Source organism: Pseudoxanthomonas sp. 97-1-1 (genome assembly GCF_057773125.1).
On sequence record NZ_JBYMTJ010000002.1, the window covers coordinates 879,889 to 906,114 of the forward strand.

The 26,226-nt window shown below is 66.9% G+C and carries 27 protein-coding genes; 18 read left to right on the forward strand and 9 right to left on the reverse strand.

The window, feature by feature from the left end:
* Positions 1-11 precede the first annotated feature (11 nt).
* From AC3DET_RS11375 to AC3DET_RS11455, 17 genes are all read left to right on the forward strand, one after another.
* On the forward strand, positions 12-563 hold the full coding sequence (locus tag AC3DET_RS11375) for a COG4648 family protein (RefSeq protein WP_488391643.1): 552 nt from the start codon (positions 12-14) through the stop codon (positions 561-563).
* A complete protein-coding gene (locus AC3DET_RS11380; protein WP_488391644.1) occupies positions 556-2,238 on the forward strand; it encodes an ApeI family dehydratase in 1,683 nt (560 codons plus the stop codon). Before AC3DET_RS11375 ends, AC3DET_RS11380 begins: the two co-directional genes overlap by 8 nt.
* Positions 2,228-3,007 carry a glycosyltransferase family 2 protein gene (locus AC3DET_RS11385; RefSeq protein ID WP_488391645.1) on the forward strand — a complete coding sequence of 260 codons (780 nt, stop codon included), beginning with the start codon at positions 2,228-2,230 and terminating at the stop codon, positions 3,005-3,007. The genes AC3DET_RS11380 and AC3DET_RS11385 overlap by 11 nt, the downstream gene beginning before the upstream one ends.
* Entirely contained in the window at positions 3,004-3,948 is a 945-nt protein-coding gene (locus AC3DET_RS11390) for a lysophospholipid acyltransferase family protein (RefSeq protein WP_337732008.1), read from the forward strand. Before AC3DET_RS11385 ends, AC3DET_RS11390 begins: the two co-directional genes overlap by 4 nt.
* Positions 3,941-5,482, forward strand: a complete 1,542-nt coding sequence (locus AC3DET_RS11395; protein WP_488391646.1) for an HAL/PAL/TAL family ammonia-lyase — start codon at positions 3,941-3,943, stop codon at positions 5,480-5,482. Before AC3DET_RS11390 ends, AC3DET_RS11395 begins: the two co-directional genes overlap by 8 nt.
* Positions 5,472-5,903, forward strand: a complete 432-nt coding sequence (locus tag AC3DET_RS11400) for an acyl-CoA thioesterase (protein ID WP_142124719.1) — start codon at positions 5,472-5,474, stop codon at positions 5,901-5,903. The genes AC3DET_RS11395 and AC3DET_RS11400 overlap by 11 nt, the downstream gene beginning before the upstream one ends.
* Positions 5,900-6,532 (forward strand): outer membrane lipoprotein carrier protein LolA, encoded by a 633-nt coding sequence (locus AC3DET_RS11405; RefSeq protein ID WP_488391647.1) that lies wholly within the window; start codon positions 5,900-5,902, stop codon positions 6,530-6,532. The genes AC3DET_RS11400 and AC3DET_RS11405 overlap by 4 nt, the downstream gene beginning before the upstream one ends.
* Positions 6,525-8,885 carry an MMPL family transporter gene (locus AC3DET_RS11410; RefSeq protein ID WP_488391648.1) on the forward strand — a complete coding sequence of 787 codons (2,361 nt, stop codon included), beginning with the start codon at positions 6,525-6,527 and terminating at the stop codon, positions 8,883-8,885. Before AC3DET_RS11405 ends, AC3DET_RS11410 begins: the two co-directional genes overlap by 8 nt.
* Complete coding sequence (locus AC3DET_RS11415) at positions 8,882-10,114, forward strand: NAD(P)/FAD-dependent oxidoreductase (RefSeq protein WP_488391649.1); 1,233 nt, start codon at positions 8,882-8,884, stop codon at positions 10,112-10,114. The genes AC3DET_RS11410 and AC3DET_RS11415 overlap by 4 nt, the downstream gene beginning before the upstream one ends.
* Before the next feature lie 8 nt (positions 10,115-10,122).
* The gene (locus AC3DET_RS11420) at positions 10,123-10,650 is read left to right on the forward strand and encodes a DUF3261 domain-containing protein (protein ID WP_488391650.1); all 528 of its coding nucleotides are present in this window, start codon (positions 10,123-10,125) and stop codon (positions 10,648-10,650) included.
* Complete coding sequence (locus tag AC3DET_RS11425; protein ID WP_488391651.1) at positions 10,647-11,837, forward strand: beta-ketoacyl-ACP synthase; 1,191 nt, start codon at positions 10,647-10,649, stop codon at positions 11,835-11,837. Before AC3DET_RS11420 ends, AC3DET_RS11425 begins: the two co-directional genes overlap by 4 nt.
* Complete coding sequence (locus AC3DET_RS11430) at positions 11,838-12,293, forward strand: hotdog family protein (protein WP_446539189.1); 456 nt, start codon at positions 11,838-11,840, stop codon at positions 12,291-12,293.
* On the forward strand, positions 12,290-13,054 hold the full coding sequence (gene fabG / locus AC3DET_RS11435; protein WP_488391652.1) for a 3-oxoacyl-ACP reductase FabG: 765 nt from the start codon (positions 12,290-12,292) through the stop codon (positions 13,052-13,054). Before AC3DET_RS11430 ends, fabG begins: the two co-directional genes overlap by 4 nt.
* The gene (locus tag AC3DET_RS11440) at positions 13,051-14,292 is read left to right on the forward strand and encodes a beta-ketoacyl-ACP synthase (RefSeq protein WP_488391653.1); all 1,242 of its coding nucleotides are present in this window, start codon (positions 13,051-13,053) and stop codon (positions 14,290-14,292) included. The genes fabG and AC3DET_RS11440 overlap by 4 nt, the downstream gene beginning before the upstream one ends.
* A 24-nt stretch (positions 14,293-14,316) precedes the next feature.
* Positions 14,317-14,784, forward strand: coding sequence for a hypothetical protein (locus tag AC3DET_RS11445; protein WP_337731998.1), 468 nt, complete (start codon positions 14,317-14,319; stop codon positions 14,782-14,784).
* A gap of 41 nt (positions 14,785-14,825) precedes the next feature.
* Positions 14,826-15,320, forward strand: coding sequence for a hypothetical protein (locus AC3DET_RS11450; protein WP_488391654.1), 495 nt, complete (start codon positions 14,826-14,828; stop codon positions 15,318-15,320).
* A 121-nt stretch (positions 15,321-15,441) separates the two neighbouring features.
* Complete coding sequence (locus AC3DET_RS11455) at positions 15,442-15,879, forward strand: excinuclease ATPase subunit (RefSeq protein WP_337731996.1); 438 nt, start codon at positions 15,442-15,444, stop codon at positions 15,877-15,879.
* A 50-nt stretch (positions 15,880-15,929) separates the two neighbouring features.
* Here the strand turns inward: AC3DET_RS11455 and AC3DET_RS11460 are convergent, their stop codons facing one another.
* The 6 genes from AC3DET_RS11460 to AC3DET_RS11485 all read right to left on the reverse strand — a co-directional run bounded on the left by AC3DET_RS11460 (position 15,930) and on the right by AC3DET_RS11485 (position 22,571).
* Positions 15,930-18,311, reverse strand: coding sequence for a heavy metal translocating P-type ATPase (locus AC3DET_RS11460; RefSeq protein ID WP_488391655.1), 2,382 nt, complete (start codon positions 18,309-18,311; stop codon positions 15,930-15,932).
* Complete coding sequence (locus tag AC3DET_RS11465; RefSeq protein ID WP_337731994.1) at positions 18,308-18,703, reverse strand: MerR family transcriptional regulator; 396 nt, start codon at positions 18,701-18,703, stop codon at positions 18,308-18,310. Before AC3DET_RS11465 ends, AC3DET_RS11460 begins: the two co-directional genes overlap by 4 nt.
* Positions 18,704-18,793: 90 nt before the next feature.
* Positions 18,794-19,327, reverse strand: coding sequence for a DUF411 domain-containing protein (locus AC3DET_RS11470; protein WP_488391656.1), 534 nt, complete (start codon positions 19,325-19,327; stop codon positions 18,794-18,796).
* Positions 19,328-19,338: 11 nt separating this feature from the next.
* Positions 19,339-20,319: a copper resistance protein B gene (locus AC3DET_RS11475; protein ID WP_488391657.1), complete on the reverse strand. Its 981-nt coding sequence runs from the start codon at positions 20,317-20,319 to the stop codon at positions 19,339-19,341.
* The gene (locus AC3DET_RS11480; RefSeq protein WP_488391658.1) at positions 20,247-22,049 is read right to left on the reverse strand and encodes a copper resistance system multicopper oxidase; all 1,803 of its coding nucleotides are present in this window, start codon (positions 22,047-22,049) and stop codon (positions 20,247-20,249) included. Before AC3DET_RS11480 ends, AC3DET_RS11475 begins: the two co-directional genes overlap by 73 nt.
* 120 nt (positions 22,050-22,169) lie before the next feature.
* Positions 22,170-22,571, reverse strand: a complete 402-nt coding sequence (locus AC3DET_RS11485) for a CopL family metal-binding regulatory protein (protein ID WP_337731990.1) — start codon at positions 22,569-22,571, stop codon at positions 22,170-22,172.
* A 141-nt stretch (positions 22,572-22,712) separates the two neighbouring features.
* Between AC3DET_RS11485 and AC3DET_RS11490 the strand changes: the two genes are divergently transcribed.
* Positions 22,713-23,729: a glucokinase gene (locus tag AC3DET_RS11490; protein WP_488391659.1), complete on the forward strand. Its 1,017-nt coding sequence runs from the start codon at positions 22,713-22,715 to the stop codon at positions 23,727-23,729.
* A gap of 555 nt (positions 23,730-24,284) precedes the next feature.
* Here the strand turns inward: AC3DET_RS11490 and AC3DET_RS11495 are convergent.
* From AC3DET_RS11495 to AC3DET_RS11505, 3 genes are all read right to left on the reverse strand, one after another.
* Positions 24,285-25,046 carry an SseB family protein gene (locus tag AC3DET_RS11495; protein ID WP_488391660.1) on the reverse strand — a complete coding sequence of 254 codons (762 nt, stop codon included), beginning with the start codon at positions 25,044-25,046 and terminating at the stop codon, positions 24,285-24,287.
* 2 nt (positions 25,047-25,048) lie between these two features.
* Entirely contained in the window at positions 25,049-25,321 is a 273-nt protein-coding gene (locus AC3DET_RS11500) for a BPSL0761 family protein (protein WP_488391661.1), read from the reverse strand.
* Between the two features lie 149 nt (positions 25,322-25,470).
* Positions 25,471-26,223, reverse strand: coding sequence for a hypothetical protein (locus AC3DET_RS11505; protein ID WP_488391662.1), 753 nt, complete (start codon positions 26,221-26,223; stop codon positions 25,471-25,473).
* Between the last annotated feature and the right edge of the window lie 3 nt (positions 26,224-26,226).

Here is a 26,226-nt window from a genome sequence, read left to right on the forward strand (position 1 = left end):
GCCGCCTCCGCGTGTCCCGCATCGGCGCGATCATCTTCGTGGCGTTGTCCGTGGCGTACCCGCTGGTGGTGTACTGGGCCATGGGCCGCTTCGAGCCACGATGGCTGGCCGTCCTGCTGCTGGTGCTGGCCTTGCTTCGCGCCGCCGCCACCCGTCAGGCAGTGTGGCTGGCCGCCGCGGCGGGGGCCGCGGTCCTCGCGGGGCTGGCCACGGTCTTCAACCAGGCGCTGCCGTTGAAACTCTATCCGGCGCTGATCAATGCAGTGATGCTGCTCGTGTTCGGTGCCAGCCTCGTATTCCCGCCATCGGCGGTGGAGCGCATCGCCCGGCTGACGGAGCCGGAGCTGCCGCCTGCAGGGGTGGCGTACACGCGCCGGGTGACGCAGATATGGTGCGGCTTCTTCGTGTTCAACGGCACGGCTGCGCTGGTCACCGCGTTGTGGATGTCCGACCGCACATGGGCGCTGTACAACGGACTCATCGCCTACGGTCTGATCGGGCTGTTGTTCGGCGGCGAGTGGCTGGTGCGCCAGCGCGTGAAGGCGAACCATCGGCATGGCTGAGTGGCGCAGCCTGACGGACGTCGCCGTGCAGCCGGTGCCTGCCCGTGCCTTCATGGTGGCGGGCCGGGAGGCCCGTGATCACGTACATTTCCATCGCGACGTGCTGCGCTGGCATGCGAGCTTCCAGGCCCGGGCCGGCACGACCTGGGCGCTTCATTTCGACGATGCCGCACGCTTCGCCGGCGCCTTGTACGGTGCATGGCACGCCGGCAAGACGGTGGTGCTGCCGGGCGATGCCCTGGCCGGCACGCAGGCACGATTGCGGAGCCGCGTGGACGGGTTCGCAGGCGACTGGCCGGATGCATCCCTGACATGCGCCGATGATGACGAGGGCGAGACCCTGCTTTCTCCCCTGGACGCCAGGACCACGCGCCTGACCGTATACACCTCGGGCAGCACCGGCGAACCCGTTGCGATCGAGAAGTGCCTTGCCCAGTTCTGTGCCGAAGTCGAGGCGTTGGAAACCGCGCTGGGCGCGGGTCTGGAGGGTGTGGCGGTGCATGGCACCGTGTCGCACCAGCACATTTACGGGTTGCTGTTCCGCGTGCTGTGGCCGCTGGCCGCCGGTCGCGCCATCGTGCCGCGCGCGTTTTTCCCGGAGGACCTGCTGGCGGCGATGGAAGACCACGACGCCGTGCTGGTCGCCAGTCCGGCCCACCTCAAGCGCCTGCCGGCCCAGCTGTCGTGGTCGTCGCTGCATGGACGGCTGCGTGCGGTGTTCTCCTCGGGCGGCGCGCTGCCTGCCGAAGCCGCGCATGCCGCCGCTCAACTGCTGGGCGTGCCGCCCACGGAAATCCTCGGCAGCAGCGAGACCGGTGGCATCGCATGGCGCCAGTGGCGGGAAGAACAGCCGGCGTGGCGGCCGCTCCCGGGAGTCGATTGGCGGATACGGGACGGCGCGCTGGAGGTGCGTTCGCCCCACTTGAATGAAGACGCCTGGTGGCACAGCCAGGATCGCGCAGAGCCGGATGGCGCCGGCGGCTTCCGCTTGCTGGGTCGCGCTGACCGCATCGTCAAGGTGGAGGAGCGGCGGGTGTCGCTGGACGCGCTGGAGCGGCAGATCCTGTCGCATCCCGCGGTGAAGGAGGCTCGCGTGCTGTTGCTGGGAGGCGCACGCAGCACGCTGGCGGCGGTCGTGGTGATGAACGACGACGCGCAGGTGCCGGACGACGCATCGATGCGGCGCGCGCTTTCGCAGACCCTGTCGCGCCACCTTGCCGGCCATCAGGACGCCGTGACGCGCCCGCGCCGCTGGCGCTTCGTTGCGGCGCTGCCGGTGAATGCACAAGGCAAGGTGACCGAAGCAGGATTGACGGCACTGTTCCGTCCCGAACGGCCGGCAGCGCGCTGGATCCTGCGGGAAGCCACGCATGCGAAGGTCGAGTTGCCGCTCGATGCCTCACTTGCGGTGTTCGACGGACATTTCCCGCAGGCCGCCATCCTGCCGGGCGTCGCACAACTGGACTGGGCGGTGCAGCTGGCGCGCGAGGTGTTCGCAGTGCCACGACATTTCCTGCGCATGGAGGCGCTGAAATTCCAGCGTGTCGCCCGGCCGGGGGATGTGGTCCGGCTTGATCTCGAATGGCATCCGGAGCGCGTCACGCTGGTGTTCCGCTACACCTCCGTGCACGGGCCGCATGCGAGTGGTCGCGTAGTGTTCGCCGATGCCGAGTGATCCCGCGCCCATGTCGTCCACCTTCCGTCCCCTGGTGGTGATCCCGGTGTTCGATCACGAGCACGCCATCGCGACGATGGTGGAGGGCGTGCTGGCGTCGGATGTGCCCTGCCTGCTGGTGGACGACGGCTCCAGCGCTGCCTGCGCAGCCGAACTGGATCGCCTGTCGACATTGCATGCGCCGCGCGTGCGCCTGCTTCGGTTGTCCGAGAACCAGGGCAAGGGCGGCGCGGTGTTGGCCGGCTTCCGCTGGGCCGGCGCCCATGCCCACACCCACGTCCTGCAGATCGACGCGGACGGCCAGCACGATCCCGCCGATATCCCCGCCTTCCTGACAATGGCGCGGGCGCATCCAGACGATGTGGTCTGTGGCGTGCCGCTGTACGACGACAGCGTACCCAAGGGGCGGCTGTATGGCCGCTATCTCACCCACGTATGGGTCTGGATAAACACGCTGTCCTTTGCCATCCGCGACTCGATGTGCGGGTTCCGCGTATATCCGCTGCCGCCGGTGCTGCAGCTGATCGATGAGGAAACCATCGGGCGTCGCATGGACTTCGATGTGGAAGTGCTGGTCCGGTTGTTCTGGCGGAGCGTCGGGGTGCGCAACCTGCCCACCCGGGTGACGTATCCGCTCGATGGCGTGTCCCATTTCGATGTGTGGCGCGATAACGTGCGCATCAGCCGCATGCATGCACGGCTGTTCTTCGGCATGGTGCGCCGCCTGCCGCGCCTTCTGGCGCGCCGCGCCGTGGACAGGGCCGCATGAGCGAGCGCGGTCAGCACTGGGCCGAGATCGGCGAATCCACGTCCGTGCGCGGCATCCTGCTGCTGTGTGCGGTACATCGCTGGCTGGGGCGCTGGCCGTTCCGTCTCTGCGTGTATCCGGTGGTGTTCATCCACTGGCTCGCCAACGGCACGGCGCGCCGCGCGTCGCTGCAATACCTGCAGCGGGCGCATGCGTACCAGGCCATGCCGCCCCGGCGGCCGGGCATGTGGCAGAGCCTGCATCACTTCGCGATGTTCGCCGAAACCCTGCTCGACAAGATCCTGGCGCTGGGCCAACGCTACCCGGTGGAACGGGTGCGGATGGAGCGGAAGGATGTGCTGGCCCGCGTGAAGGCGGGCGAGGGTGGCTTGATCGTCACCGCGCACCTGGGCTGCCTGGAGCTGTGCCAGATCATGGCCGACCAGGTGCCCGGGTTCCGCCTGACCGCGCTGGTGCACACCGCGCATGCCGAGCGCTTCAACCGGCTGATCCGTCGCCTGGATGCCGGCAGTCGGGTCGAACTGCTGCAGGTCACCGACCTGGGACCTGCCGATGCGGTGAAGCTGGCCGAGCGCGTGGCGCGCGGCGAGTTCGTTGCCATCGCGGGCGACCGGGTGCCGCTGCGCGGCGGCCGCAGTGTGACGGCATCGTTCCTGGGCCATGCAGCACCGTTTCCCATCGGGGCCTACGTGCTGGGCGCTGCGCTGAAGTGTCCCGTGTTCACGATGGCCTGCACGCATGATGGTGATGGCTACCGCGTGCGTCTGGAAGCCTTTGCTGAACGCATCGAACTGCCACGTGGCTCGCGCGATGCCGCCCTGGCCGGCTACGCTGCGCAGTTCGCGGCGTGGATGGAACGGCAGGTCCGCCTTTCTCCCTACGACTGGTTCAACTTCTACCCCTTCTGGGATCAGGTAACGCATGACGCCCGCAATGAATGAATCCGTGTCCCCGGTCTTCGGTGATGCCCCTCTTCGCATCGAGGATGTCGTGGCGCTCGCACGGCGGCAGGTACCGGCCGTGCTGTCGGACGACGCGGAATTCCGCGCGCGGATCACGCGCGGCGCGGATTTCCTTGATCGGCTGCTGGACGAGGACGGCGTCATCTATGGCGTCACCACCGGGTATGGCGATTCCTGCACGGTGAACATTCCGCCGGCGCTGGTCGCGGAACTGCCGCACCATCTGTACACCTACCACGGGTGCGGTCTCGGCCGTTTCCTCGATGAAACCGAAACGCGCGCAGTGCTCGCGGCGCGCCTGGCATCGCTGGTGCGCGGGATGTCCGGGGTCAGCCTGCTATTGCTGCAAGGTCTGGAAGCGTTGTTGCGCCACGACGTACTGCCGCTGATTCCCGCGGAAGGATCGGTGGGCGCGAGTGGAGACCTGACGCCCCTGTCGTACGTGGCGGCGGTGCTTTGCGGCGAGCGCGAGGTGATGCATGCCGGCCGTCGCAGACCGGCCGCCGAGGTATTGGCCGAGATCGGTCTCAAGCCGCTCACGCTGCGCCCGAAGGAGGGCCTGGCGATCATGAACGGCACCGCGGTGATGACGGCGCTGGCGTGTCTCGCGTTCCATCGCGCGGAGTACCTGTCGCGTCTCGCCACCCGCCTGACCGCGTTCAACGTGCTGGCAAGCAACGGCAACGCGCACCATTTCGATGCGGTGCTGTTCGCCGCCAAGCCGCACCCGGGCCAGTCACGGGTGGCCCAGCGCCTGCGCGAGGACCTGCACAGCGACCGTCCTCCGCGCAACGAACAGCGGCTGCAGGACCGGTATTCGCTGCGCTGCGCGCCGCACGTGATCGGCGTGCTGGAGGACGCGCTTCCGTTCTTCCGCCAGCTGATCGAGACCGAACTCAACAGTGCGAACGACAATCCGCTGATCGACCCGGACCGCGAGCAGATCCTGCACGGCGGCCACTTCTACGGCGGCCACATCGCCTTCGCGATGGATTCGTTGAAGAACACCGTGGCCAACGTGGCCGACCTGCTGGATCGCCAACTGGCGCTGATCGTCGACGCCCGCTACAACCATGGGTTGCCCGCCAACCTGTCCGGTGCGACGGGGCCGCGCGCCGCCATCAATCATGGCCTGAAGGCGTTGCAGATCAGCGTTTCGGCGTGGACGGCCGAAGCGCTGAAGCTGACCATGCCGGCCTCGGTCTTCTCGCGCTCGACCGAATGCCACAACCAGGACAAGGTCAGCATGGGCACGATCGCCGCGCGGGACTGCCTGCGCGTGATCGAGCTGACCGAGCAGGTGATGGCGGGGATGCTGGTGTCGGCACGCCAGGCCCTCGAACTGCGCGAACGCGTGGGCCTGCAGTCGACGCTGCGCGATGGTCCTGCCGCAATGTACGCCGACCTGCGCGCGCGCATTCCGCTGGTGGAAGAGGACCGGGCACTGGATGGCGAGCTTCGCCAGTTGCTGGCCGACATCCGCGAAGAGCGGTGGAACGTCTATGCCGGTTGAGCAGCGCGATCATCTGGCCATCGAAGTCGCGCTGAGCCCGGCCTTCCATGACTGCGATGCCATGCAGGTGGTCTGGCACGGGCACTACTTCAAGTATCTGGAGATCGCCCGGTGCGCGTTGCTGCAGCGGCTGGACTACGACTACCCGCAGATGCAGGTGTCGGGCTATCTCTGGCCCATCGTCGACACGCGCGTGAAGTACATCCGGCCACTGCGGTACGCGCAGCCGCTGGTGGTGGCCGCGCGCATCAGCGAGTGGGAGAACCGGTTGAAGCTGGACTACGAGATCCGTGATGCCGCCAGCGGCGAGGTGATGACGCGCGCACACACCATCCAGGTCGCGGTCGACGCGGCTTCAGGCGAGATGCTGTATCTGTGCCCGCCTGTCCTGTGGCAGCGGTTGGGAGTGGAGGCGCCATGAAGACGATCCGCGGATTCCTTTCCGCGTTCCTGCTGGCCGTCGCGGCGGGTGGGAGCATCCTGCCGGTGGCAGCAGCCGATCCGCTGGCGCAGGTGCAAGGGCAGGTCGCGCAGGTGCCGCTGCTGCGCGGCGAGTTCGCGCAGGAGAAGCAGGTCGCTGGCTTCAGGAATCCGTTGCGTTCCAGCGGTCGTTTCCTGCTTGCGCGTGGCAAGGGTGTGGTCTGGACCACGGTCGCGCCGTTTCCCTCCGAAATCGTGATCACGCAGGACCGCATCCTCATCCGGCAGCGCGACGGCGGCCGGCGGGTGGAAGTGGACGCACGCCAGCAGCCGGGACTTCGCAGCGTCAATGCGATGATGTTCGCGCTGATGAGTGGCGATATGAAGGCATTGACGTCGACCTTCGACGTGAAAGCCGAGCCTGCAGCCGGCAAGGGGTGGCGGATGACGCTGGCGCCGCGTTCACGGCAGCTGGCGCAGGCGTTCACGTCCGTGCGCCTGTCCGGCGACCGTTACGTGCGCGAGGTCGAATTGCGCGAAGCCAATGGCGACGTCACCCACCTGCGGTTCAGCGCGATGAGCGAAACACCGGCCACCCTGTCGCGCGACGAGGTGGCCCGGTTTGAGTGAGCCGTCCCTTCATCCGCTGCGGGGCTGGCGTTGGCTGGCGCTTGCATGGTTGCTGGTGCTGGCGGCCGTGGCCTGGCACCAGTGGCGGTTCTGGCAGGCACCGCGGATCGACAGCGACGTGCTGGCGTTGTTGCCCCAGGACGCCGGAGACCCGGCGATCGCCGATGCCACGCGGCGCATCGCCGGGAACAGTTCGCGCGACGTAGTGGTGATGCTGGGGGCGGATACGCCGGAAGCGGCGCTGAAGGCGCGCGCAGCTTTCCATGCATTCGTGCAGTCGTCTCCCGGCACAACGGCATCTGGGTTGCTGGTCAAGGACGCCTCGCCGGAAGACTGGTTCGCGCAGGCGCGGACTTTCTTCGCGTCGCATCGCGACCGTCTGCTGACACAGGCGCAACGGCAGGCGCTCGCGCAGACACCCGCCGATGCACTGGCCGAGTCCGCGCTCGCCGCCCTGTATGGGCCGATGGGGGCGCCCCGCCTGACCGAGTGGCGCAGTGATCCACTGGGCTTGTGGCCGCAGTGGTGGCAGGCGCAGGCCGCTTCCACGGGCCTGGCGCTGGATGGCGATGGCCTGCTGCAGGCGGAAGGACGTCACTGGGCCGTGCTGCAGTTCACCCTGCGCGAATCCGCGTTCAAGCTCGACGGGGAACGCCGGTTGCAGGATCTGCTGGATGGCGCGGCATCCGCGGCGACCACCGCCGCGCCCGGGATACAGGTGCTGAAGGCGGGCGTGCCGCTGCACGCGGAATCCGCGGCCGTGCAGGCCAGCCGCGAGGTCAACACCATCGGCTGGGGGTCACTGGCGGCGGTATTGCTGCTGGTCTGGCTGGCATTCCGTTCGCTGCGTCCGCTGCTGCTGGTGGCGCTGTCGTTGCTGGTCGGTTGCGCGGTGGCGTTGACCGTCACCGTACTGGTGTTCGGGAAGATCCATCTGCTGACGTTGATCTTCGGCGCCAGTCTGGTGGGCGTCGCGGAGGACTATGGCATCCACTGGTTCGCCTCGCGCCAGGGCGTGGCCGCCGAGCGTCGCTGGTCATTGCTGCGGCACCTGCTGCCGGGCTTGTGGCTGGCCTTGCTGACCAGTGCCATGGCCTACCTGGCGCTGGGGCTCGCGCCGTTCCCCGGGCTGCGGCAGATGGCGCTGTTCTCGGTGGTCGGGCTGACGGCCGCATTCCTGACGGTGATCCTCGCGTTTCCCTGGCTGGATGGGGGGCGCATGGGCACCACCGCATTCTCGCGCTGGTTGGGCGGCACGCTCGCGCGATGGCCGCGATTGGCCAGCCGTCGTGCCTTTGGCGTGGTGGCGGCCACAGTGCTGCTGGTCGCGGTACCCGGCCTGGTCAAGCTGCGAGCCAACGATGACCTGCGCGGCCTGCAATCATCGCCGCCGGCACTGATCGCGCAGCAGCGCGAAGTGGGACGATTGCTGGGAATGCCCAGCCCGGCGCAGTTCTTCCTGGTCCAGGGGCGCGATGCCGAGCAGGTGCTGCAGCGCGAAGAACACCTCACCGCCCGGCTGCGCCAGGTGGAGCAGCAAGGCCTGGTCGGTGGCCACCGTGCATTGAGCGATTGGCTGCCGTCGCTGCGTCGGCAGGACGAGGATGCCGCGTTGACGGCACGCGTGGAGCGCGACGTGCTGGCGCGGCTGTCGGACGTAACCGGCGAGACCGTGGCGCGTGGGGAGTTCGCTGCCGCCTCCATCGACATGGACGCTTTCCTCGCGTCGCCCGCTTCCCTGCCGGTGCGGCATCTGTGGCTCGGGCAGGTGGGGCAGGGCGTGGCATCGGTGGTGATGGTGAACGACCTGTCCCGCCAGGATGCGCTGGACACCTTCGCCGCGCAGGCGGCGGGGCTGGACGGCGTGCGTTGGGTCAATCGCACCGCCGACATCTCGCGCCTGCTCGCGCACTACCGGCGGATGATGACCGGCCTGCTGCTGGCGGGCGTGGGCGTGGTGTTCGCCGTGCTGGCGATCCGCTACCGCGGGCAGGCGTGGCGCGTGATCACGCCGACCTTGCTGGCCGGCCTGCTGACGGTCGCGCTGCTGGGCTGGCTGGGCCAGCCGCTGCAGTTGTTCAACGTGCTGGCGCTGATGTTGCTGCTGGGCATGGGGATCGACTACGGCATCTTCCTGGTCGAGCACCGCGGCGACGCGAGTGCATGGCTCGCGGTCTGCGTGGGCGCGGCCAGTACGTGGCTCTCGTTCGGCCTGCTGGGCCTGTCGGCAACCCCGGCGCTGCGCGCGTTCGGTCTCACGCTGTTGTTCGGCATCGGCCTGGTATGGCTGCTTTCCCCCCTGTTCCGGCCTCCGCCGGAATCTCTCCCCTCGAACGGAAACACCTCTGCATGAAGACGGAACGCACGGAAATCCTCATCATCGGCGCGGGCCCCGCGGGCTCCGTCGCCGCGGCGATGCTGCGCCAGCAGGGGCGCAAGGTCCTGATCGTCGAGCGCGAGCAGTTCCCGCGCTTCTCGATCGGCGAAAGCCTGCTGCCGCAGAGCATGGAGTACATCGAGGCGGCCGGTCTGCTGCAGGACGTGGTGGAAGCCGGCTTCCAGTACAAGAATGGTGCGGCGTTCGTGCGCGGCGAGCGCACCACGGAGTTCGATTTCCGCGACAAGTTCTCGCCGGGATGGGGCACCACCTACCAGGTGCAACGCGCCGAGTTCGACCACGTGCTGGCCAAAGGCGCCGAGCGCATGGGGGCGGAAGTGCGTTACCGCCATGAAGTGCTTTCCGCCGAGCCGGGCGAGACGCCGCGCGTGACCGTGCGTTCGCCGGAAGGCGAGGAGTACGTCATCGAAGCAGATTTCATGCTGGATGCCAGTGGCTTCGGGCGCCTGCTGCCGCGCCTGCTGAAGCTGGAGTCGCCTTCCAACTTCCCGGTGCGGGGGGCGATCTTCACCCATGTGCGCGACCACATCGCGCATGACGCCGGGTTCGACCGCAACAAGATCCTGATCACCACGCATCCCGAACACGTGGACGTCTGGTACTGGACGATCCCGTTCTCCAATGGTTGCTGCTCGCTGGGCGTGGTGGCGGAGATGGACTTCCTCAACCGCTACCAGGGCACCGAGCTCGAACGCCTGCAGGCCATCGTCGGCGAGGATCCGAACCTGACCCGCCTGCTGAAGAATGCCGAGTGGGCGGTGCTGCCGGTGCGCCAGATCACCGGTTACTCGGCGAACGTATCGTCGCTGTGGGGCCCGGGCTATGCGCTGTTGGGCAATGCGGGCGAGTTCCTCGATCCGGTGTTCTCGTCGGGCGTCACCATCGCGTTCAAGTCGGCGCAGCTGGCCAGCGAGTGCCTGGCCCGCCATTACGCGGGCGAAACCGTGGACTGGGAAGCGGATTTTTCCGTGCCGCTGCGGGGCGGCGTGCAGACCTTCCGGCGTTTCGTGGAGTCCTGGTACGCCGGTGGTTTCCAACGCATCATCTTCCACCCCGATGCACAGCCTGACATCCGCCGGATGATCTGTTCGATCCTGGCGGGCTACGCGTGGGACAGGAAGAACCCCTATGTGGCCGACACGCAGCGTCGCCTGCACGTCCTGGAGCAGCTGTGCACCGGCTGATCGCCTGCTTGCTGACGGGACTGTTGCTGGCCGCGTGCGCCACGCGTCCGGCATCGCCTGCGGTCGAGCTGCCTTCGCTGCGCCTGGCACCGGCAGCGCTGGGCCAGCAGGTCGCGTTGCAGCAACGCCTCGTGTTCCGTTTCGGCGAACACGTGCGGGAGCTCGACGCATTGCTGGAAGTCGACGCCGACGCCGTGCGTTTGGCCGTGCAGGCCATGGGCCGTACCGGCGTCCGCCTGCAATGGGACGGCACGACCTTGTCCGAAGAACGTGCGGCGTGGCTGCCTGCGGCGGTGCGGGGTGAACGCGTGCTCGACGACGTGCAGTTCAGCCTGTGGCCCGCGGACGCCGTGCGCGCCGCCTTGCCCGCGGGCTGGGAACTGGTCGAGTCCGGCGACAAGCGCGAACTGCGCAAGGATGGCCACGCATGGCTGGTGCGGGAGCGCGTGGATGCGACCACGTTGCGGGTCCACAACAAGGCGGACGGCTATCATCTGACGATTGAATCGACGGCCGGCGGAGCCCCGATCCCGTGAGCGGCGACGCGATCTTCCTGAACGATCTCGGGCTGGTATGCGCACTCGGCGCAGACAAGGCGTCGGTGCGCGATGCCTTGTTTCGCGACGATGCTCCCTCGGGCGTGGCACAGAACGACACCCTGGTGCCTGGCCATCGCCTCGCGATGGGTACGGTGACCACCGCGCTGCCCGCGCTCGACCACCATCCGGTGCAGCTCCGCGGGCGGAACAACGCACTGCTGCGCGCCGCCTACCTGCAGATCCACGACCAGGTGCAGCAGGCGATCGAACGCCATGGGCCTGCACGCGTGGCCATCGTGGTCGGCACCAGCACCTCGGGCATAGGCGAGGCGGAGCAGGCGATGGTGCATTGGCATCGCCATCAGCAGTGGCCCGAGGGGTTCCACTACGTGCAACAGGAGATCGGTGCGCCTTCGCGTTTTCTCGCAGCCGAATCGGGTGCGCGCGGACCGGCCTGGACGATCTCCACCGCGTGTTCGTCCAGCGCCAAGGCAATGGCGTCCGCGGCACGGCTGCTGCGCGCCGGGCTGGTGGACGCCGTCATCACGGGTGGCGCGGATTCACTGTGCCAGTTCACGGTGCGCGGCTTCATGGCGCTGGAGTCGGTGTCGCCCGAGCGATGCAATCCGTTCTCGGCGCACCGCCACGGCATCAACATCGGCGAGGGTGCCACCCTTTTCCTGATGACACGCTCGCCCGGGCCGGTGCGGCTGGCGGGGTGGGGTGAAACCTCAGACGCCCACCACATCTCCGCGCCCGAGCCGCAGGGCATCGGCGCCATCGACGCCATTGGCCAGGCGCTCGCACGGGCCAAACTGTCGCCGGGGCAGATCGACTACGTGAACCTGCACGGCACGGCCACGCCGCAGAACGATGCGATGGAAAGCCGCGCGGTGGCGTCTGCACTGGGGTCCGAGGTGCCGGTGAGCTCCACCAAGCCCCTGACGGGCCACACGCTCGGCGCCGCAGGTGCCGTCGAAGCCGGCCTGTGCTGGCTTGCAATGGTCGACAACCCGCAGCGCCGGTTGCCACCGCACTGGTGGGATGGCGTGCCGGATCCGGCCTTGCCGCCCTTGTCCTTCGCGCGGCCCGGAAGCACTGCCGACGGCCCGCTGCGCCATGTGCTGAGCCAGTCGTTCGCATTCGGTGGCAGCAATGCGGTGCTGGTATTCGGAGCTGAGTGAATGGGTGAGTTGTACGACATCGAACGTGTGGTGCCGCACCGGGGAACGATGCGGCTGGTCGATCGCCTCGTTGCCTGGGGCGAAGACAGCGTGGCAGTGGAAGTGCGCGTGCCCGATGAAGGACCGTTCTGCCATGCGGAAGGCGTCCCCGCCTGGGTGGGGGTCGAATACATGGCGCAGGCCATCGCCGCGTGGGCGGGCTGCCACGCCCGCGCCTCCGGCCGCGAGCCGTCGATCGGCTTCCTGCTGGGCACGCGCCGCTACGAAAGCCGGGTTTCGTGGTTCCGCACGGGCGCATTGCTCCGGGTAGAGGCAACGCGCGAGCTGCTGGGCGACAATGGGCTTGGAATGTTCAGCTGCCGCATCCTGGGGGACGGCGAAGAACTGGCAACTGCCAACGTGTCCGTGTTCGAACCGCCGGACGCGATGGCCTATCTGGAGACGACGCAGCAATGAGGGGAGACACCACCACCGGCGACAGCACGCCTGGGGAGCGCACCGTTCTGGTCACCGGCGGGAGCCGGGGCATCGGCCGGGCCATCGCGCTGCGTCTTGCGCAGGATGGCTTCGACATCGTCGTGCATTGCCGCAGCCGGGTGGAAGAAGCCGAGGCTGTCGCTGGCCAGATCCGCGACCTGGGCCGCGGAGCCCGCGTGCTGACATTCGACGTGGCCGACCGCAGTGCCGCCGCGGAGGCACTGGAGGCCGACATCGGAGGGCACGGCGCTTACCATGGCGTCGTCTGCAACGCCGGCATCGCACGCGACACCGCGTTCCCGGCGATGAGTGGCGACGACTGGGATGCCGTGTTGCGCACCAACCTCGATGGTTTCTACAACGTGCTCAACCCGCTGGTCATGCCGATGGTGCGCCGGCGCAAGCCGGGGCGCATCGTGACGCTTTCGTCGGTGTCCGGCCTGGTCGGCAATCGTGGCCAGGTCAACTACAGCGCGGCCAAGGCCGGCATCATCGGCGCCACCAAGGCGTTGGCACTGGAGCTGGCCAGCCGCGAGATCACCGTCAACTGCGTGGCGCCGGGCCTGATCGACACCGAGATGGTGAGTGGCGAGGTGGTGGATGAAGCGTTGAAAATGATCCCCATGAAGCGCGTCGGGCGGCCGGAGGAAGTCGCCGCCGTGGTGGCGTTCCTGATGTCGCCACAGGCGTCGTACGTCACCCGGCAGGTGATCTCGGTCAATGGAGGGCTGGTCGGATGAGTCGCAGCGATCGACGCGTTGTAGTTACCGGCGCTGGCACGATCAGCCCGCTCGGCCACGACTGGGCCAGCGTGCACCTGCGCCTGCGCGAATGCCGCAACGCCGTGCGCCACATGCAGGACTGGGACAAGTACGAAGGCCTCAACACGCGACTGGCCGCGCCCGCCGAACCGTTCGAGTTGCCTGCCCACTACAACCGCAAGACCACGCGCAGCATGGGCCGGGTGGCCGTGATGGCCGTGCGCGCCACCGAGATGGCGCTGGAGCAGGCGGGTCTGCTCGGCCACCCCGTCCTGAAAAGCGGGAAGGTGGGCGTCTCGTACGGCTCCTCCGCGGGAAGCCACGAAGCCATCGGCGACTTCGGCCGCATGCTCAATGCGTACACCACCGAAGGCATCAACGCGACGACCTACCTGAAGATGATGAGCCACACCGCGCCGGTGAACATCGGGGTGTTCTTCGGATTGACCGGCCGCGTCTACACCACGTCCAGCGCCTGCACGTCCGGCAGCCAGGGCGTGGGCTGTGCATACGAAGCCGTGCGCAGCGGCAAACAGGTCGCGATGATCGGCGGTGGCGCGGAGCAACTGGATGCCACGGCGGCAGCGGTGTTCGATACGTTGTTCGCCACCAGCGTGCGCAACCATGAGCCCGAGCGGACGCCACGTCCGTTCGATGCCAACCGCGATGGCCTGGTGCTGGGCGAGGGCGCCTGCACGCTGGTGCTGGAGGACCTGGAGCACGCGCAGGCGCGCGGCGCGACCATCCTGGCCGAAGTCGTCGGCTATGGCACCAACAGCGATGGCCAGCATGTCACCCAGCCCAGCGCGGACACGATGGCGCAGGCCATGCGCCTGGCGCTGGAAGATGCAGGGCTGGAGCCGGACGCGATCGGTTACGTCAACGCGCACGGTACGGCCACCGACCATGGCGACATCGCCGAGAGCACGGCCACGGCGGCAGTGTTCGGCAGCCGCATGCCGATCAGTTCGCTGAAGAGCTACGTCGGCCACACGCTCGGGGCATGCGGCGCCTACGAGGCCTGGATCACGCTGGAGATGATGCGCGAGGGCTGGTTCGCCCCCACGCTCAACCTGGAGGAGCGCGATCCCCGCTGCGCGGACCTGGACTACATCATCGGCGAAGGCCGCGAACTGCAGACCGACTACGTGATGAACAACAACTTCGCTTTCGGCGGCATCAACACGTCGCTGATCTTCAAGCGTTGGAAAGACTGACGTCAGACATCCACAGGGGGATAGATGAAGAAGCGTTCCGTTTCGTTGCTGTTGGCGCTCGTGCTGTCAGCAGTCAGCCTGCCGGCGATGGCCGGCAAGCAGGATCCGATGGTCGTGCCGGCGTACGAGCGGGTGGAGTCCACCAACGGCATTCCGCCGAGTGCGGCACGCATCAAGGCGGCCATCATCCACGCGGGCAAGACACGTGGCTGGGCCGTCGTGGACAGCGAACCCGGCCGGGTGACGTTGCGCTACGCGCCACGCACGCATGAGGTCGTGGTGGCGGTGCGCTACGACGCCAACGGCTTCAAGATCGAGTACGTCTCCAGCAGGGAGATGAACTACGAGATCAAGCGCGGTGCGCCGCGGATCCATGGAAACTACAACCGCTGGATCGGCAACCTTGCGCTCGACATCCAGAACTCCCCGGTATTCCACCAGCAGGACGCGGTGGACGCTGCCGCGGACGCCGCGCCGGTGGCCACGCCGTGATCCGCAGTCCATGGCGCCTGCTCTTCGCACTGTGCCTGGCCATGCCCGCACTATCCGCGGTGGCCGACGACGTGATCCGCACCAGCCCCAGGATCGCACTGCGCGATGGCTATGCCGGGTATCCGGAGTTCATGAAGCAATGCGACTGGACGGCCGAGCTTCCCGCGCATCTGGTCGATTACTCGCGTGGCCTGGTGGAACTGACAGACCAGGATATCGAGGCGCTATCGGGCCGCACCCTGCGCATCCGCATCATGAACATGCGCAGTGCCGACGGTGGCGGGTTCTCCGGTCCCAAGTGGGCGATGATCCGAGCGGAACTGTTCCAGGACGGCAAGCTGATAGGGCAGTACCAGCCCTACCGGCAGACGATGACGCTGTTCCGGGGTGGCTGCTCGTCGTTGAGCAAGATCAGCGATGCACTGGCGGCCGATACGGCGGCATGGCTGCGCCGCGGCGATTTCCGGATCCTGTTCGCAGACGAGCAGGCCGGGATCGAGATCGGGCCCGAGGAAGACGTGCCACCGATCCAGTGACGAGATGCGCCACGACTGGCGGTGCTGCGTTCGGCAGGCCTGCACGGCCTCCCCACGCCCGCCTCGGCATGCTTGACCATCACGGTGGCCCCGCCACCCTTTCCCCCGAAGGAGCCTGACCATGAAACGACTTCTGACTGCATCCCTGCTGACCCTGCTGGCCGTGCCGCAGGCATTCGCTGCCGATACCCGCCTCGAGCTTCCGTTGCGCGAACTGATCGACTCGCCACAGGCGAAGGCGGCGGGCATCGACGGCAGCGTGCGCTTCTTCCTGGCCGGCGAGAAGACACCGGCGGTGGTGACGCGGATGGGCGAGGACGTCACCAACAAGAAGACCAACGGCGTGGGCAAATCGGACGTGGAGTCCTGCAACTGGGTGGCGCTGTCCGCACTCAAGGCGCTGCAGGAGGGCGCCAAGGATCGCGGGGCGAATGCCGTGATCAACATCACCAGCTATTTCAAGAAGAACGAGTTCCGCAGCGCTACCAATTACGAGTGCTACGCGGGCAACATCATGAGCGGCGTTGCCCTGAAGGGCACCTACGTCACCGTCAAGTAAACGCGCGGTACCGGTGACGGCACGGCCACCGGCGGGTGGCCGTGTGCGTTTCAGTCGACGGGTAGCCGGACACGGCGCAGCCGCAGTGCATTGCCGACCACCGACGCCGAGCTCAGGCTCATCGCCAGTGCCGCCAGCATCGGCGAGAGCAGCGGGCCACCGAACAGGCCCAGCAGGCCGGCGGCGACCGGTACGCCCAATGCGTTGTAGGCGAAGGCGAAGGCCAGGTTCTGCCGCATGTTGCGCACCGTCGCTTCCGACAGCGCCTTGGCGCGTGCGATGCCGCGCAGGTCGCCCTTCACCAGCGTCACCTGCGCGCTGGACATCGCCACGTCCGTGCCCGTGCCCATCGCGATGCCGACATCCGCTGCCGCGAGGGCAGGCGCATCGTTGATGCCATCCCCGGCCATCGCCACGTGGCGGCCCTCCTGCTTCAGACGCGCCACCAGTGCGGCCTTGTCGGCAGGACGCACGTCACCGTGGACTTCGTCGATACCGAGGCGCGCGGCGACCGCCCGCGCGGTGCGCTCGCCATCGCCGGTGGCCATGACGATGCGGAGCCCGCCGTCACGCAAGGCGCGCAGGGCGTCCGGCGTACTGGCCTTGATGGGATCGGCCACCGCGATGCTGCCGGCGGGCGCGCCATCGACCGCGAGGAACATCACGCTGCCGCCTTCCTCGCGGAGGCGATCGGCATGTTCCCGCAGGGCATCGAGGGATACGCCTTCTTCCTGCATCAGCACGGCATTGCCGAAAGCGACGCGATGGCCGTCGACCATGCCGCGGACACCGATGCCGCTGCTGGATTCGAAATCCTGCGCGGACGCGAGCGCCAGCCCACGCTGGCGCGCTTCCTGCACCACGGCCTGCGCCAACGGATGCTCGCTGCCGGCATCCAGGCTGGCAGCCAGCCGCAGCGCCGCGTTCTCGTCGAACGGGGCCAGCGCATGCACTGCCTGGAAGGCGGGACGGCCTTCCGTCAGGGTGCCGGTCTTGTCCACGATCAGGGTGTCGACCTTGCGCAGGGTTTCGATGGCCTCCGCGTCGCGGAACAGCACGCCGGCCTGTGCCGCACGCCCGCTGGCCACCATCACCGACATCGGCGTGGCCAGCCCCAACGCACAGGGGCAGGCGATGATCAGCACCGATACGGCGTTGAGGACACCGTACGTCCATGACGGATCCGGGCCGAACAGACCCCAGCCCATCAACGTCGCCAGTGCGGCAGCGAGCACGGCGAGCACGAACCAGAACGACACCCGGTCTGCCAGCCGCTGCATGGGTGCGCGGGTGCGCTGCGCCTGCGCGACCAGCTGCACGATCTGGGCAAGCACGCTGTCGCTGCCGACCTTTTCGGCACGTATCACCAGGCTGCCCGCACCGTTGAGGGTGGCGCCGATCACGCGGTCGCCCGGCACACGCTCCACCGGCATCGGTTCGCCGGTCAGCATGGATTCGTCGATGTGCGTGCGGCCTTCCAGCACCACGCCATCCACTGGGACCTTCTCGCCCGGCCGCACGCGCAGCCGGTCGCCGACGTGCACGTGCGAGAGGTCGATGTCTTCCTCATCGCCATCGTCGCGCAGGCGGCGTGCGGTCTTCGGCGCGAGGCCCAGCAAGGCGCGTATCGCGGCGGAGGTCTGCGAGCGCGCCTTCAGTTCCAGCAACTGGCCAAGCAGGGTGAGCGACACGATCACCGCCGCCGCTTCGAAGTAGACACCGACGTGGCCATGGTCGCGGAACGAGGGCGGGAACAGCTGCGGTGCCAGCACGGCGACCACGCTGTAACCATAGGCTGCGGCCACGCCGGTACCGATCAGCGTCCACATGTTGGGGCTGCGATGCCGGATCGATTGCGCCCAGCGCTGGAAGAACGGCCAGGCGGCCCACAGCACGACCGGCGTGCTGAGCGCGAATTCCAGCCAAGTGCGCACGGTGGGCGGGATGACGTCCAGGTACATGCCGCCCATGGCTAGCAGCAGCGTGGCCGTGCTGAAGGGCAGCGTCCACCAGAAGCGCCGCCGGAAATCGGTCAACTCCGGATTCTCTTCCTCGTCCAGCGAGGGCAGCATGGGTTCCAGCGCCATGCCACAGAGCGGACACGTGCCCGGGCCGTCCTGCACGATCTCCGGATGCATGGGGCAGGTGTACTGCGTGCCCGCAGGTGCCGGCGCGGCATCAGTGGCCGGATGCAGATAGCGTTCGGGATCGGCGACGAACTTCGTGCGGCAACCTGCGGAACAGAAATGGTAGGCCTGGCCTGCATGCTCCGCATGGTGCGAGGTGGTGAGCGGATCGACCTTCATGCCGCAGACCGGATCGGTGGCGTGAGTGCCATCGTTGGCGCGCGCCGTGGTATGGCCGCTGCAGCACACGGGTTTCGCCGCGTGTTCCGCCGGAGGGTGGCCATGCGTGTGCGGTGCGGGACTCATGCCTCGCCTCCCAGCGCCGTGAGGATCGGGCACTGGTCCAGCGCGCCATGCCCCGGACATGCATCGACCAACTGGCGCAACCCGTCACGCACGCGCGTCAGCTCGGCCAGACGTTGTTCCACGTCGACCAGCTTGTCGGTGGCGGCGGAACGGATGGCCGCCATGTCGCCGTCGTGGGCGCTGCTGAGGGCCAGCAGTTCGCGGATCTCCTCGAGCGTGAAGCCGAGCGCCTTCGCGCGGCGGATGAAATTCAGCCGCAGCACATCGTCCGCTTCGTAATGCCGGTAGCCGCTGGCACTGCGCGTGGGAGGGGGCAGCAAGCACTGCTTTTCGTAGTAGCGCACGGTATCGATGGGGACGCCGGTGCGGCGGGACAATTGTCCGATGTTCATGCGGGAACTCCTCGAAGTACCTGCAGTCTGCACCCTGGAGTACGCTCCAGAGTCAAGGGGTGGGACGGCGTCCGTGCCGTCCCCCTCGGTTCATGGCGAATGCGTGGCGTAGGGCGTGGTGCTGCCGTCGCGGTGCAGTGCCAGCACGGTGTAGGCCGGTGCGTCGACGCCTTCCACCTCCATCCCCGGCGAGCCCATCGGCATGCCGGGCAGCACGAGGCCACGGATGGCCGGCTTCTCGCGCAGCAGGCGCCGGATGTCCGATGCCGGCACATGGCCCTCGACCACATAGCCCTCGATGTCGGCGGTGTGGCAGGACGCATGCTCTGGCACGATGCCCAGTCGTTCCTTCACCGGACTCATGGCGTCCTCCACACGGTCGTCCACGTCGAAGCGTTCCTTGCGCAGGTGTTCGACCCACAGATGGCAGCAGCCGCAGTAGGCATCGCGATGGACGATGATCTTCGGCATCGCGGCCACCGCGGTCTTCTGCTGCGTTGCTGGTGCAGCCGTCGCCGCGAGGGCGCTGTCCACCGGCGCCGGCACCGCCTGCGTGCAGGCGGCGAGGGTGGTGGCGAGCAGCAGGATGGAGGCGAGGCGGGGCAGGGGCGTGCGGTAATTCATGAAGTCCTCCATCAGAACCAGACCCGGACGCCCGCGACGACGCGGGTATCGCGCGTGGCTTCGCCCTCGGCGCGGCGCAGATCGGCGGTGTCGCCCACGGCGCGTTCGTGCACCACGCCGATGTAGGGCGCGAAACGGCGCGTCACTTCGTAGCGCAGGCGCAGACCCGCTTCGATGCCGGAGATGCCGCGTCCGACGCCGTAATCGGGATCATCCTTCGCTGCGATGTCCACTTCCACCAGCGGCTGCAGGATCAGGCGGTTGGTGATGCGCAGCGTGTATTCGGCCTCGACGTTGGCGGCGAGCTGGCCGCCCTCGCCGACATAGGCCGTGGCCGACACCTCGAAGCGGTACGGTGCCATGCCCTGCACGCCGAACGCTGCCCAGCTGCGTGCATCGCCGGGCTTGAAGTCGTGCTTCACGCCGGCCACCACGTCCCACCACGGCGAGACGCTGCGGCCGTACAGCACTTCCAGATCGGCACTCTCGGTGTGGCCTCCCATGCGCTCGCCCTCGCTGCGCAGCCACAGGCGGTCGGTATCGGTGCCGAACCACGCGCTGCCTTCCCAGGCCTGGCCGGTGCCTTCGTCCGCATCCCAGGCTTCCAGCCGGTTGAAGGTCACCTTGTGGTTGAACGCCGGCGCATGCTGCATGGCGTGGTGGTCGATGGCCGGAAACGCTGCGGCCATGTCGTCCGCAGTGATCGCGGGAATCGGTTCGCGCGGCGCAGCGGTGATCGCCGCTGACGCTGTCTGGGACATGGCGCCGTGATCGTGATGCGCGTGGTCGTCCTGCTTTGGTGTCTCCTGCGTCGCAGGCTGTGAATGGTCGTGATGCTGCGCCATGGCAGGAGCGGCCACGCCCAGCATGACGGCAACGAACGAGGCCAGACGGAGCGGGGCAGGGATGAGGAAGGTCTTCATGCCTCGATCCTCACTTCGCGCATCATCCCGGCTTCCATGTGGTACAGCAGGTGGCAGTGGAAGGCCCACCGTCCCAGCGCATCGGCGCGGACGCGATAGCTGCGCCGCGTGCCGGGCGGCATGTCGATGGTGTGCTTGCGCAGCTGGAATGCGCCGTCCGCATCCTCCAGGTCGCTCCAGACGCCGTGCAGGTGGATGGGGTGCTGCATCATCGTGTCGTTGACCAGCACGATGCGCATGCGCTCGCCGTACTTGAGTCGCAACGGGTCGGCGCTGGCGAACGGGATGCCGTCGAACGACCAGGCGAACTTCTCCATGTGGCCGGTGAGATGCAGTTCCACAGTGCGGCCCGGGTCACGGCCATCCGGATCGTCGAACAGGCTGCGCATCGCGCCGTAGGTCAGCACCTGGCGTCCGTTGTCGCGCAGGCCGATGCCGGGATCGTCGAGTTTGGGTTCGCTGGAGGACGACTGCATGTCGACCAGCGGATTGCCAGTTTCGCTGGCGGGATGGTTCGGCGCGTTCAATGTCGCGCCGTGAGCGCCGTGATCCATCGCACCCATGTTCGCACCGCAGCCGCCTTCGCCCATCATCGCGCCGCATCCGCCTTCCATGCCTTTCTGCGTGCCATGGCCGCCCATGTCGTGGCCCATGTCGGCCATCGTCAGCAGCGGACGTGGATCGCGCGACGGAATCGGCGCCTCCAGCCCGTCGCGGACGGCCAGCGTGCCGCGTGCATGGCCGGTGCGGCCCATGTCCTGCGCGAAGATGGTGAAGGCGTCCTGGCCCTTCGGTTCGACGATCACATCGAACGTTTCCGCCACCGCGATGCGAAACTCGTCCACGCTCACCGGATGGATGTACTGGCCGTCGGCAGCGACGACGGTCATCTTCAGGCCCGGGATGCGGACATCGAAGTAGGTCATCGCGCTGCCGTTGATGAAGCGCAGCAGTACCTTCTCGCCAGGCTTGAACAGGCCGGTCCAGTTGCCGGCAGGCGCCGCACCATTCACCAGATAGGTATAGGTGTGCGCGTTGATGTCGGAGATGTCGGTGGGCGTCATCCGCATGCGCCCCCACATACCGCGATCCTCGACCGTCTCCGCCAGTCCGTCGCGCTTAGCGTCGCGCACAAAATCCACCAGCGTGCGCTGGTAGTAGTTGTCGTGCTCCGGCATCTTCTTCATGCGCCGGTACAGGGCAGCCGGATCCAGGTCCGTCCAGTCCGAGAGCAGCACGACGTGTTCGCGGTCGTGGTGGTAGGGCGGCGGATCGCGCGGGTCGATGATCAACGCGCCGTACAGGCCGGCCTGTTCCTGGAACAGCGAATGGCTGTGGTACCAGTAGGTGCCGGACTGCTTCAGCTGGAAGCGGTACTGGAACGTTTCGCCCGGCGCGATGCCGTTGAAGCTCAAGCCCGGCACGCCGTCCATGTTCGACGGCAGCAGGATGCCGTGCCAGTGGATCGAGGACATGTCGCGCAGGCGGTTGCTGACGCGCACGGTGACCGTGTCGCCTTCGCGCCAGCGCAGCGTGGGGGCGGGCAGGCTGTTGTTGACGGTGATCGCGGGCCGCATGCGGCCGGTGATGTCGATCGGCATCGCGCCGATGCTCAGCGCGAAGTCGGTGCCGGTGGCGAGCGCCGCACCGCCGCGACGCGCGGGCGTGCCGGCCGAGGCGGGCATGCGCGCCAGGCCGAGGCCCAGCGCGACGCTGCCGGTCGCCAGGCCGGTGACGAACTGGCGGCGTGTGGGTCGGAACGCACCCAGGCGTCCCGGTGTGGATTCATCGTGATTCATTGCAGACATCCTGTGCATCGTCGGCGCGACCGACCGCTGTGGCGGTGGCGTCCGTCGTGGTCGTGGATCCGGCGCGCGACACGCGCCACCGGCCCTGCGGAAAGCCGCGGGAATGCGGCGTCAGGCCGCCAGGATGGGAGGTCGGTGACGGTGCGACAGGCGTACGGATGCGTGGGCATCGGCACGGTAGGCGGGAGCTTCTGCCTGCGGATACGGGAGTGCCCCGAGCGGGGTCAGCCAGGTCAGTGCAGGCGCGTGCTGGGCACAGAAGCCGTCGCAGCTCCCTGCCTTGCAGCAATCGGGCAGGCCGGCGTCGGCGTCGTGGTGACCGGAAGAAGCGTCGCCGTCCACCGGCATCGCCATGTCCATGCCCTCGTGGCACGGTGGCGTGTCCTCGGCAGCCTGGACGGCGGCCGCCACGTCGCCCATCGCCATGCGCGTGGCGGCATGCGCGTACGCCGTGCCGTTGAGCAGCAACGCCAGGCAGAGCAGGGCACGGAGCAGGGGGGCGAACCGGGACATGCCCGCATGATACGCCATGACCCGTGCACGTACCTTTCCGTAGGGTGAGCTGCGCGCGTCCGCGGTCGGCCCGCGCCACGATCGGGCAACGACACGTTATCCTTGTCGCGCAATTCAGGCATTGGGCAGCGTGGCATCCGCATGACAGGCACGGTAACGATGGACAAGGTGCCGACAGGCGTTCCCGCAGCACACCCGCAGGACGTTTCGCGTGTACGCATCATCGTCGCCGACGTGGGCGGCACGTATGCCCGCCTCGGCTGGATCGACGCCGACGGCAGCAACGACATCCACGATTACCGTCGCTACGCCTGCGCTGAGCATCCGGATCTCGCCTCCATCCTGCACGACTATGCGGCCGGCACGCCGTGCCATGGCGCGGTCGTGGCCATCGCCGGTGTGCTGGAGGGCGACCGTCTGATCAATTCGAACCTGCCGTGGGCGGTGTCGGTGGAACAGACGCGCGTGGGTGCCGGCCTGGCCTGGGTACAACTGATCAACGATTTCGAAGCCGTGGCCAATGCGGTGCCGACGCTCGCGCCGGACACGCTGTCGCCGCTGACACCGCTGATGGCATCTGGAACGTCGTCGCCGGCGCTGGTGATCGGCCCGGGCACCGGGCTGGGGGCTGCGGTGTGGATCGAAGGCCAGCCGCCACGGGTGTTGCCGACGGAAGTCGGCCAGGCGTCGCTGGCGGCCGGCAACGCGCTGGAGCTGGATATCGTCCGCCGGTTGCTGAAGGACCGGCCGTACCTGCACAACGAGCACGTGCTGTCTGGGCCTGGCCTGATGAATCTGTACCGGTGCCTGTGCGAACTCCGCGACGCGACGCCGGTGCATTCGGATGCCGGCGCGCTGGTCGCGGCTGCGGAATCGGATGCGTTGGCAAGGGAAACGCTGGAGACGTTCTGTGGGTGGCTGGGCAGCGTGGTCGGCGATCTGGCGATCATCTTCGGTGCCCGGGTCGTGTATCTGGCGGGCGGCGTGACCGCGCACATTCCGCAGTTCCTGCACGACGGGCGCTTCCTGCAGCGGTACCTCAACAAGGGCGTGATGACCGAGCAGCTGGAACGGGTGCCGGTATGGCGGGTGGAGCATGGGCAGCTGGGGCTGCTGGGGGCTGTGGCTTGGTATAGGCAGAACCGCTTGGAGATCTAGCCGGCCCTGCGCATTGTATTTTACATAATAGGCATTATGCGAAATAGCCTATGAGGCGAGCTGGACTGTTGGATGCGCCTTGTCAACTGATTGCCGCAGCGAATCTGCCCCCGCTACGCCCAACAATCGCCTCATTTGGGTTCAACAACTGCCCCAGATTTGTTGAGGCTCCTACAAGTTGCCCCGTGATCTGAGAACCGCCAAGCAAGTTGCCCCGTGCTTGTTGTAGGTAGATCCACCGGTGGTCGGTTCGGACCCCAAATTCGTGCCGGCAACTTGCCTCCAAGTAAGGCTGCTCCCGACAAGATGCCCTCAGGCCAGAGAAAGGCTCCCTAAACACGCCACAATTTCCACGCTCCTGAGCCAATGGGTACGCTCAAGAAGGTTTCGACAGCCCTCTGACCCATCGCAGCAGCTCCTCATGCGGGATCGTCCGCCCAGCGTCGACGTCGGCCAAGGCCTCGCGGGTCCGGCGATCCTTTTCTTCCTCCGTTAGCTCCGGAGGAATTGCTGGCAGCTCATCATCGGCTTGCATGTGGACCAGGGTGCTCGGACTCAGATGGACTTGGTTCTCGTGAATATGGGCAAGACCTGCGGATTATCCAAGGCCTCCGGCAAAGGCTGCGACGCGTCGTGGACCATCAGATCAATGACAACATCCACCTCTGAGCATAAGGGCTGGATGGCCGTGGTCACTAGACGGGCAGCCCTCTCGGAAAAGGCCATGTCAGCCACCAGCCAGATCAATAACCCTGGGTGCTGGTTGGAAGCCGGGGCTGGGCGAGTTTCAAGGAGGTAGGCCGCCGAGACAAAGCTGGTGTGCTCAAGGCTTTGGGCGATCGTCGGAGCCAGCCAGCCGGGTGCACTTTGAGCCGGTCTTACTTCGAATTCGAAGGGCGCCGGCTTCTCTATCCTGGCCAGGAAGCCCGTATCCAACCATGTCGCGATCTCTTCTGGATACAGGACAATGCCCCCGTCGTTGGGGTTGAGCATTAACGTTGCGCCACGCGAACCCTCCAAGAGGTCGCGCCCCGCTACCCCCAGGATTTTGACGGCCGCTGAGCTGGCGATCTCCGCCTTGCCGAGCGAAGTAAAGAAAGGAATCGCGTCAAAGCCGTCGGGGTGCCGGAACTGGACCAATCTCGGGGCTCGAGCATCGTCCGAGACAGGCGCGTGCACGTACACCATGGCATCCATCAGCCGCTTGAAGAAGGCCAGTTCCTCGGCCGAGTCACCACGGGCTCGCTCGAGCGCAGCCTCCAGGTCTGCCTCCGCCGCTGACGCGATTCTCCCCCGCGGCCTGGCCGATCGCTTCATGATCAGATGCGGTGCGGGCCAAGCGGGAAGCTGCGAAACCAGTCTGCCTCGAACTCGCTCCTCAAATACGGGCGTACGGAGGCCGACTGGGTCAGCTCCCGCAGCCGTTCCTCGTGCTGGGCAATGGCCTCGATGTCGCTGACCGTCGGATAGTGTCGAAGCAATCGGTATGCCTCTTCTCGCACCGATTTGGGCACGTCCTTGCTGGCGGCGAGTTCTCTCAGGAACGCGCCGGCCTGCAGCACGTTGCGTGTGCGTTCGGCGGGCATAGTCATGCGGAGGCCTGATCGTACTAAGGAATACTTAGCTTACAGACTTCCGTGCATTCTGTGGATCAAGCGCTCAGGTCATTTGCTTTGGGTGGAAATATGCAGTAAAATCAGGTACATACTTCGCATAACATTCCTTATGTACGGAGTCGGTGTCAGGGGGCTGCCCGCGTTGACGGTATTGTTTGCTCCACCTGTACGGTCATAGGAGTTCGGTATGCGATCCGCCGGTCTTTGGGTACTAGTGTGGTGAGTCGAGCCTGAGGGCTGTAAAGCACGTTCGTGCTTCCTACCTGCCCCACGTACAGTGCGGGCGCTGGAACGTCTGCACCAATTGCGCTTAGTGCAAGATCAACGTGCAGCCCTTTTTCCACACTCGTGAGTGTGGTGACTTCGCTCTTACCGTAGTACGTCACGGCGCACGGTATGTAGGCTAATAGCAGTGCGAAGACAAGAACCAAGCTTGGTTCCGGGAGCCAGCGTTTGAGCCATGTACTTTGCGCTAGCACTAAGACGGTAAAGAAGTTCAGGCCCAAGCCCAGAAGAATCCAGTGCAGCGGGTTGCCAATGACTAGTAGCCAGACCCAGAGTCCAATGGCTACGATCAAGCTCGCTGCGAATAGAAACGGTAGGTACTTAAGCGATTTCTCGCCCAGGTTGGGTGTCTTCTGGCCAAGCCATAGGCCGATGATGACTCCGAATACAGAGAAGACACCGAGCAATGTGAGGCTTCCGATCGCCGTACCCAACAGCTCAGCCGCACTGGCATGTTGATAGGGATTGATTCCGACCTTGCTCCAGAAGGCGAACAAGTAGAACGCCGCGATGGCAAAACCGTACGGCGCAGACAACATGGCGATGAATTTCGCCAATGAGCTTGCTGAAATCGGGATCCGTTCGTCAGTCACACT

What these genes read in the sequence shown, in the direction of transcription:
- AC3DET_RS11380 (WP_488391644.1), top strand. Translation starts at nt 556, where the DNA reads ATGGCTGAGTGGCGCAGCCTGACGGACGTCGCCGTGCAGCCGGTGCCT.
- AC3DET_RS11485 (WP_337731990.1), bottom strand. Translation starts at nt 22,571, where the DNA reads ATGTCCCGGTTCGCCCCCCTGCTCCGTGCCCTGCTCTGCCTGGCGTTG.
- AC3DET_RS11495 (WP_488391660.1), bottom strand. Translation starts at nt 25,046, where the DNA reads ATGAAGCGATCGGCCAGGCCGCGGGGGAGAATCGCGTCAGCGGCGGAG.
- AC3DET_RS11405 (WP_488391647.1), top strand. Translation starts at nt 5,900, where the DNA reads ATGAAGACGATCCGCGGATTCCTTTCCGCGTTCCTGCTGGCCGTCGCG.
- AC3DET_RS11415 (WP_488391649.1), top strand. Translation starts at nt 8,882, where the DNA reads ATGAAGACGGAACGCACGGAAATCCTCATCATCGGCGCGGGCCCCGCG.
- AC3DET_RS11455 (WP_337731996.1), top strand. Translation starts at nt 15,442, where the DNA reads ATGAAACGACTTCTGACTGCATCCCTGCTGACCCTGCTGGCCGTGCCG.
- AC3DET_RS11395 (WP_488391646.1), top strand. Translation starts at nt 3,941, where the DNA reads ATGAATGAATCCGTGTCCCCGGTCTTCGGTGATGCCCCTCTTCGCATC.
- AC3DET_RS11385 (WP_488391645.1), top strand. Translation starts at nt 2,228, where the DNA reads ATGCCGAGTGATCCCGCGCCCATGTCGTCCACCTTCCGTCCCCTGGTG.
- AC3DET_RS11490 (WP_488391659.1), top strand. Translation starts at nt 22,713, where the DNA reads ATGACAGGCACGGTAACGATGGACAAGGTGCCGACAGGCGTTCCCGCA.
- AC3DET_RS11400 (WP_142124719.1), top strand. Translation starts at nt 5,472, where the DNA reads ATGCCGGTTGAGCAGCGCGATCATCTGGCCATCGAAGTCGCGCTGAGC.
- AC3DET_RS11480 (WP_488391658.1), bottom strand. Translation starts at nt 22,049, where the DNA reads ATGAATCACGATGAATCCACACCGGGACGCCTGGGTGCGTTCCGACCC.
- AC3DET_RS11440 (WP_488391653.1), top strand. Translation starts at nt 13,051, where the DNA reads ATGAGTCGCAGCGATCGACGCGTTGTAGTTACCGGCGCTGGCACGATC.
- AC3DET_RS11500 (WP_488391661.1), bottom strand. Translation starts at nt 25,321, where the DNA reads ATGACTATGCCCGCCGAACGCACACGCAACGTGCTGCAGGCCGGCGCG.
- AC3DET_RS11460 (WP_488391655.1), bottom strand. Translation starts at nt 18,311, where the DNA reads ATGAGTCCCGCACCGCACACGCATGGCCACCCTCCGGCGGAACACGCG.
- AC3DET_RS11390 (WP_337732008.1), top strand. Translation starts at nt 3,004, where the DNA reads ATGAGCGAGCGCGGTCAGCACTGGGCCGAGATCGGCGAATCCACGTCC.
- AC3DET_RS11445 (WP_337731998.1), top strand. Translation starts at nt 14,317, where the DNA reads ATGAAGAAGCGTTCCGTTTCGTTGCTGTTGGCGCTCGTGCTGTCAGCA.
- AC3DET_RS11430 (WP_446539189.1), top strand. Translation starts at nt 11,838, where the DNA reads ATGGGTGAGTTGTACGACATCGAACGTGTGGTGCCGCACCGGGGAACG.
- AC3DET_RS11470 (WP_488391656.1), bottom strand. Translation starts at nt 19,327, where the DNA reads ATGAATTACCGCACGCCCCTGCCCCGCCTCGCCTCCATCCTGCTGCTC.
- AC3DET_RS11465 (WP_337731994.1), bottom strand. Translation starts at nt 18,703, where the DNA reads ATGAACATCGGACAATTGTCCCGCCGCACCGGCGTCCCCATCGATACC.
- AC3DET_RS11450 (WP_488391654.1), top strand. Translation starts at nt 14,826, where the DNA reads ATGCCCGCACTATCCGCGGTGGCCGACGACGTGATCCGCACCAGCCCC.
- fabG (WP_488391652.1), top strand. Translation starts at nt 12,290, where the DNA reads ATGAGGGGAGACACCACCACCGGCGACAGCACGCCTGGGGAGCGCACC.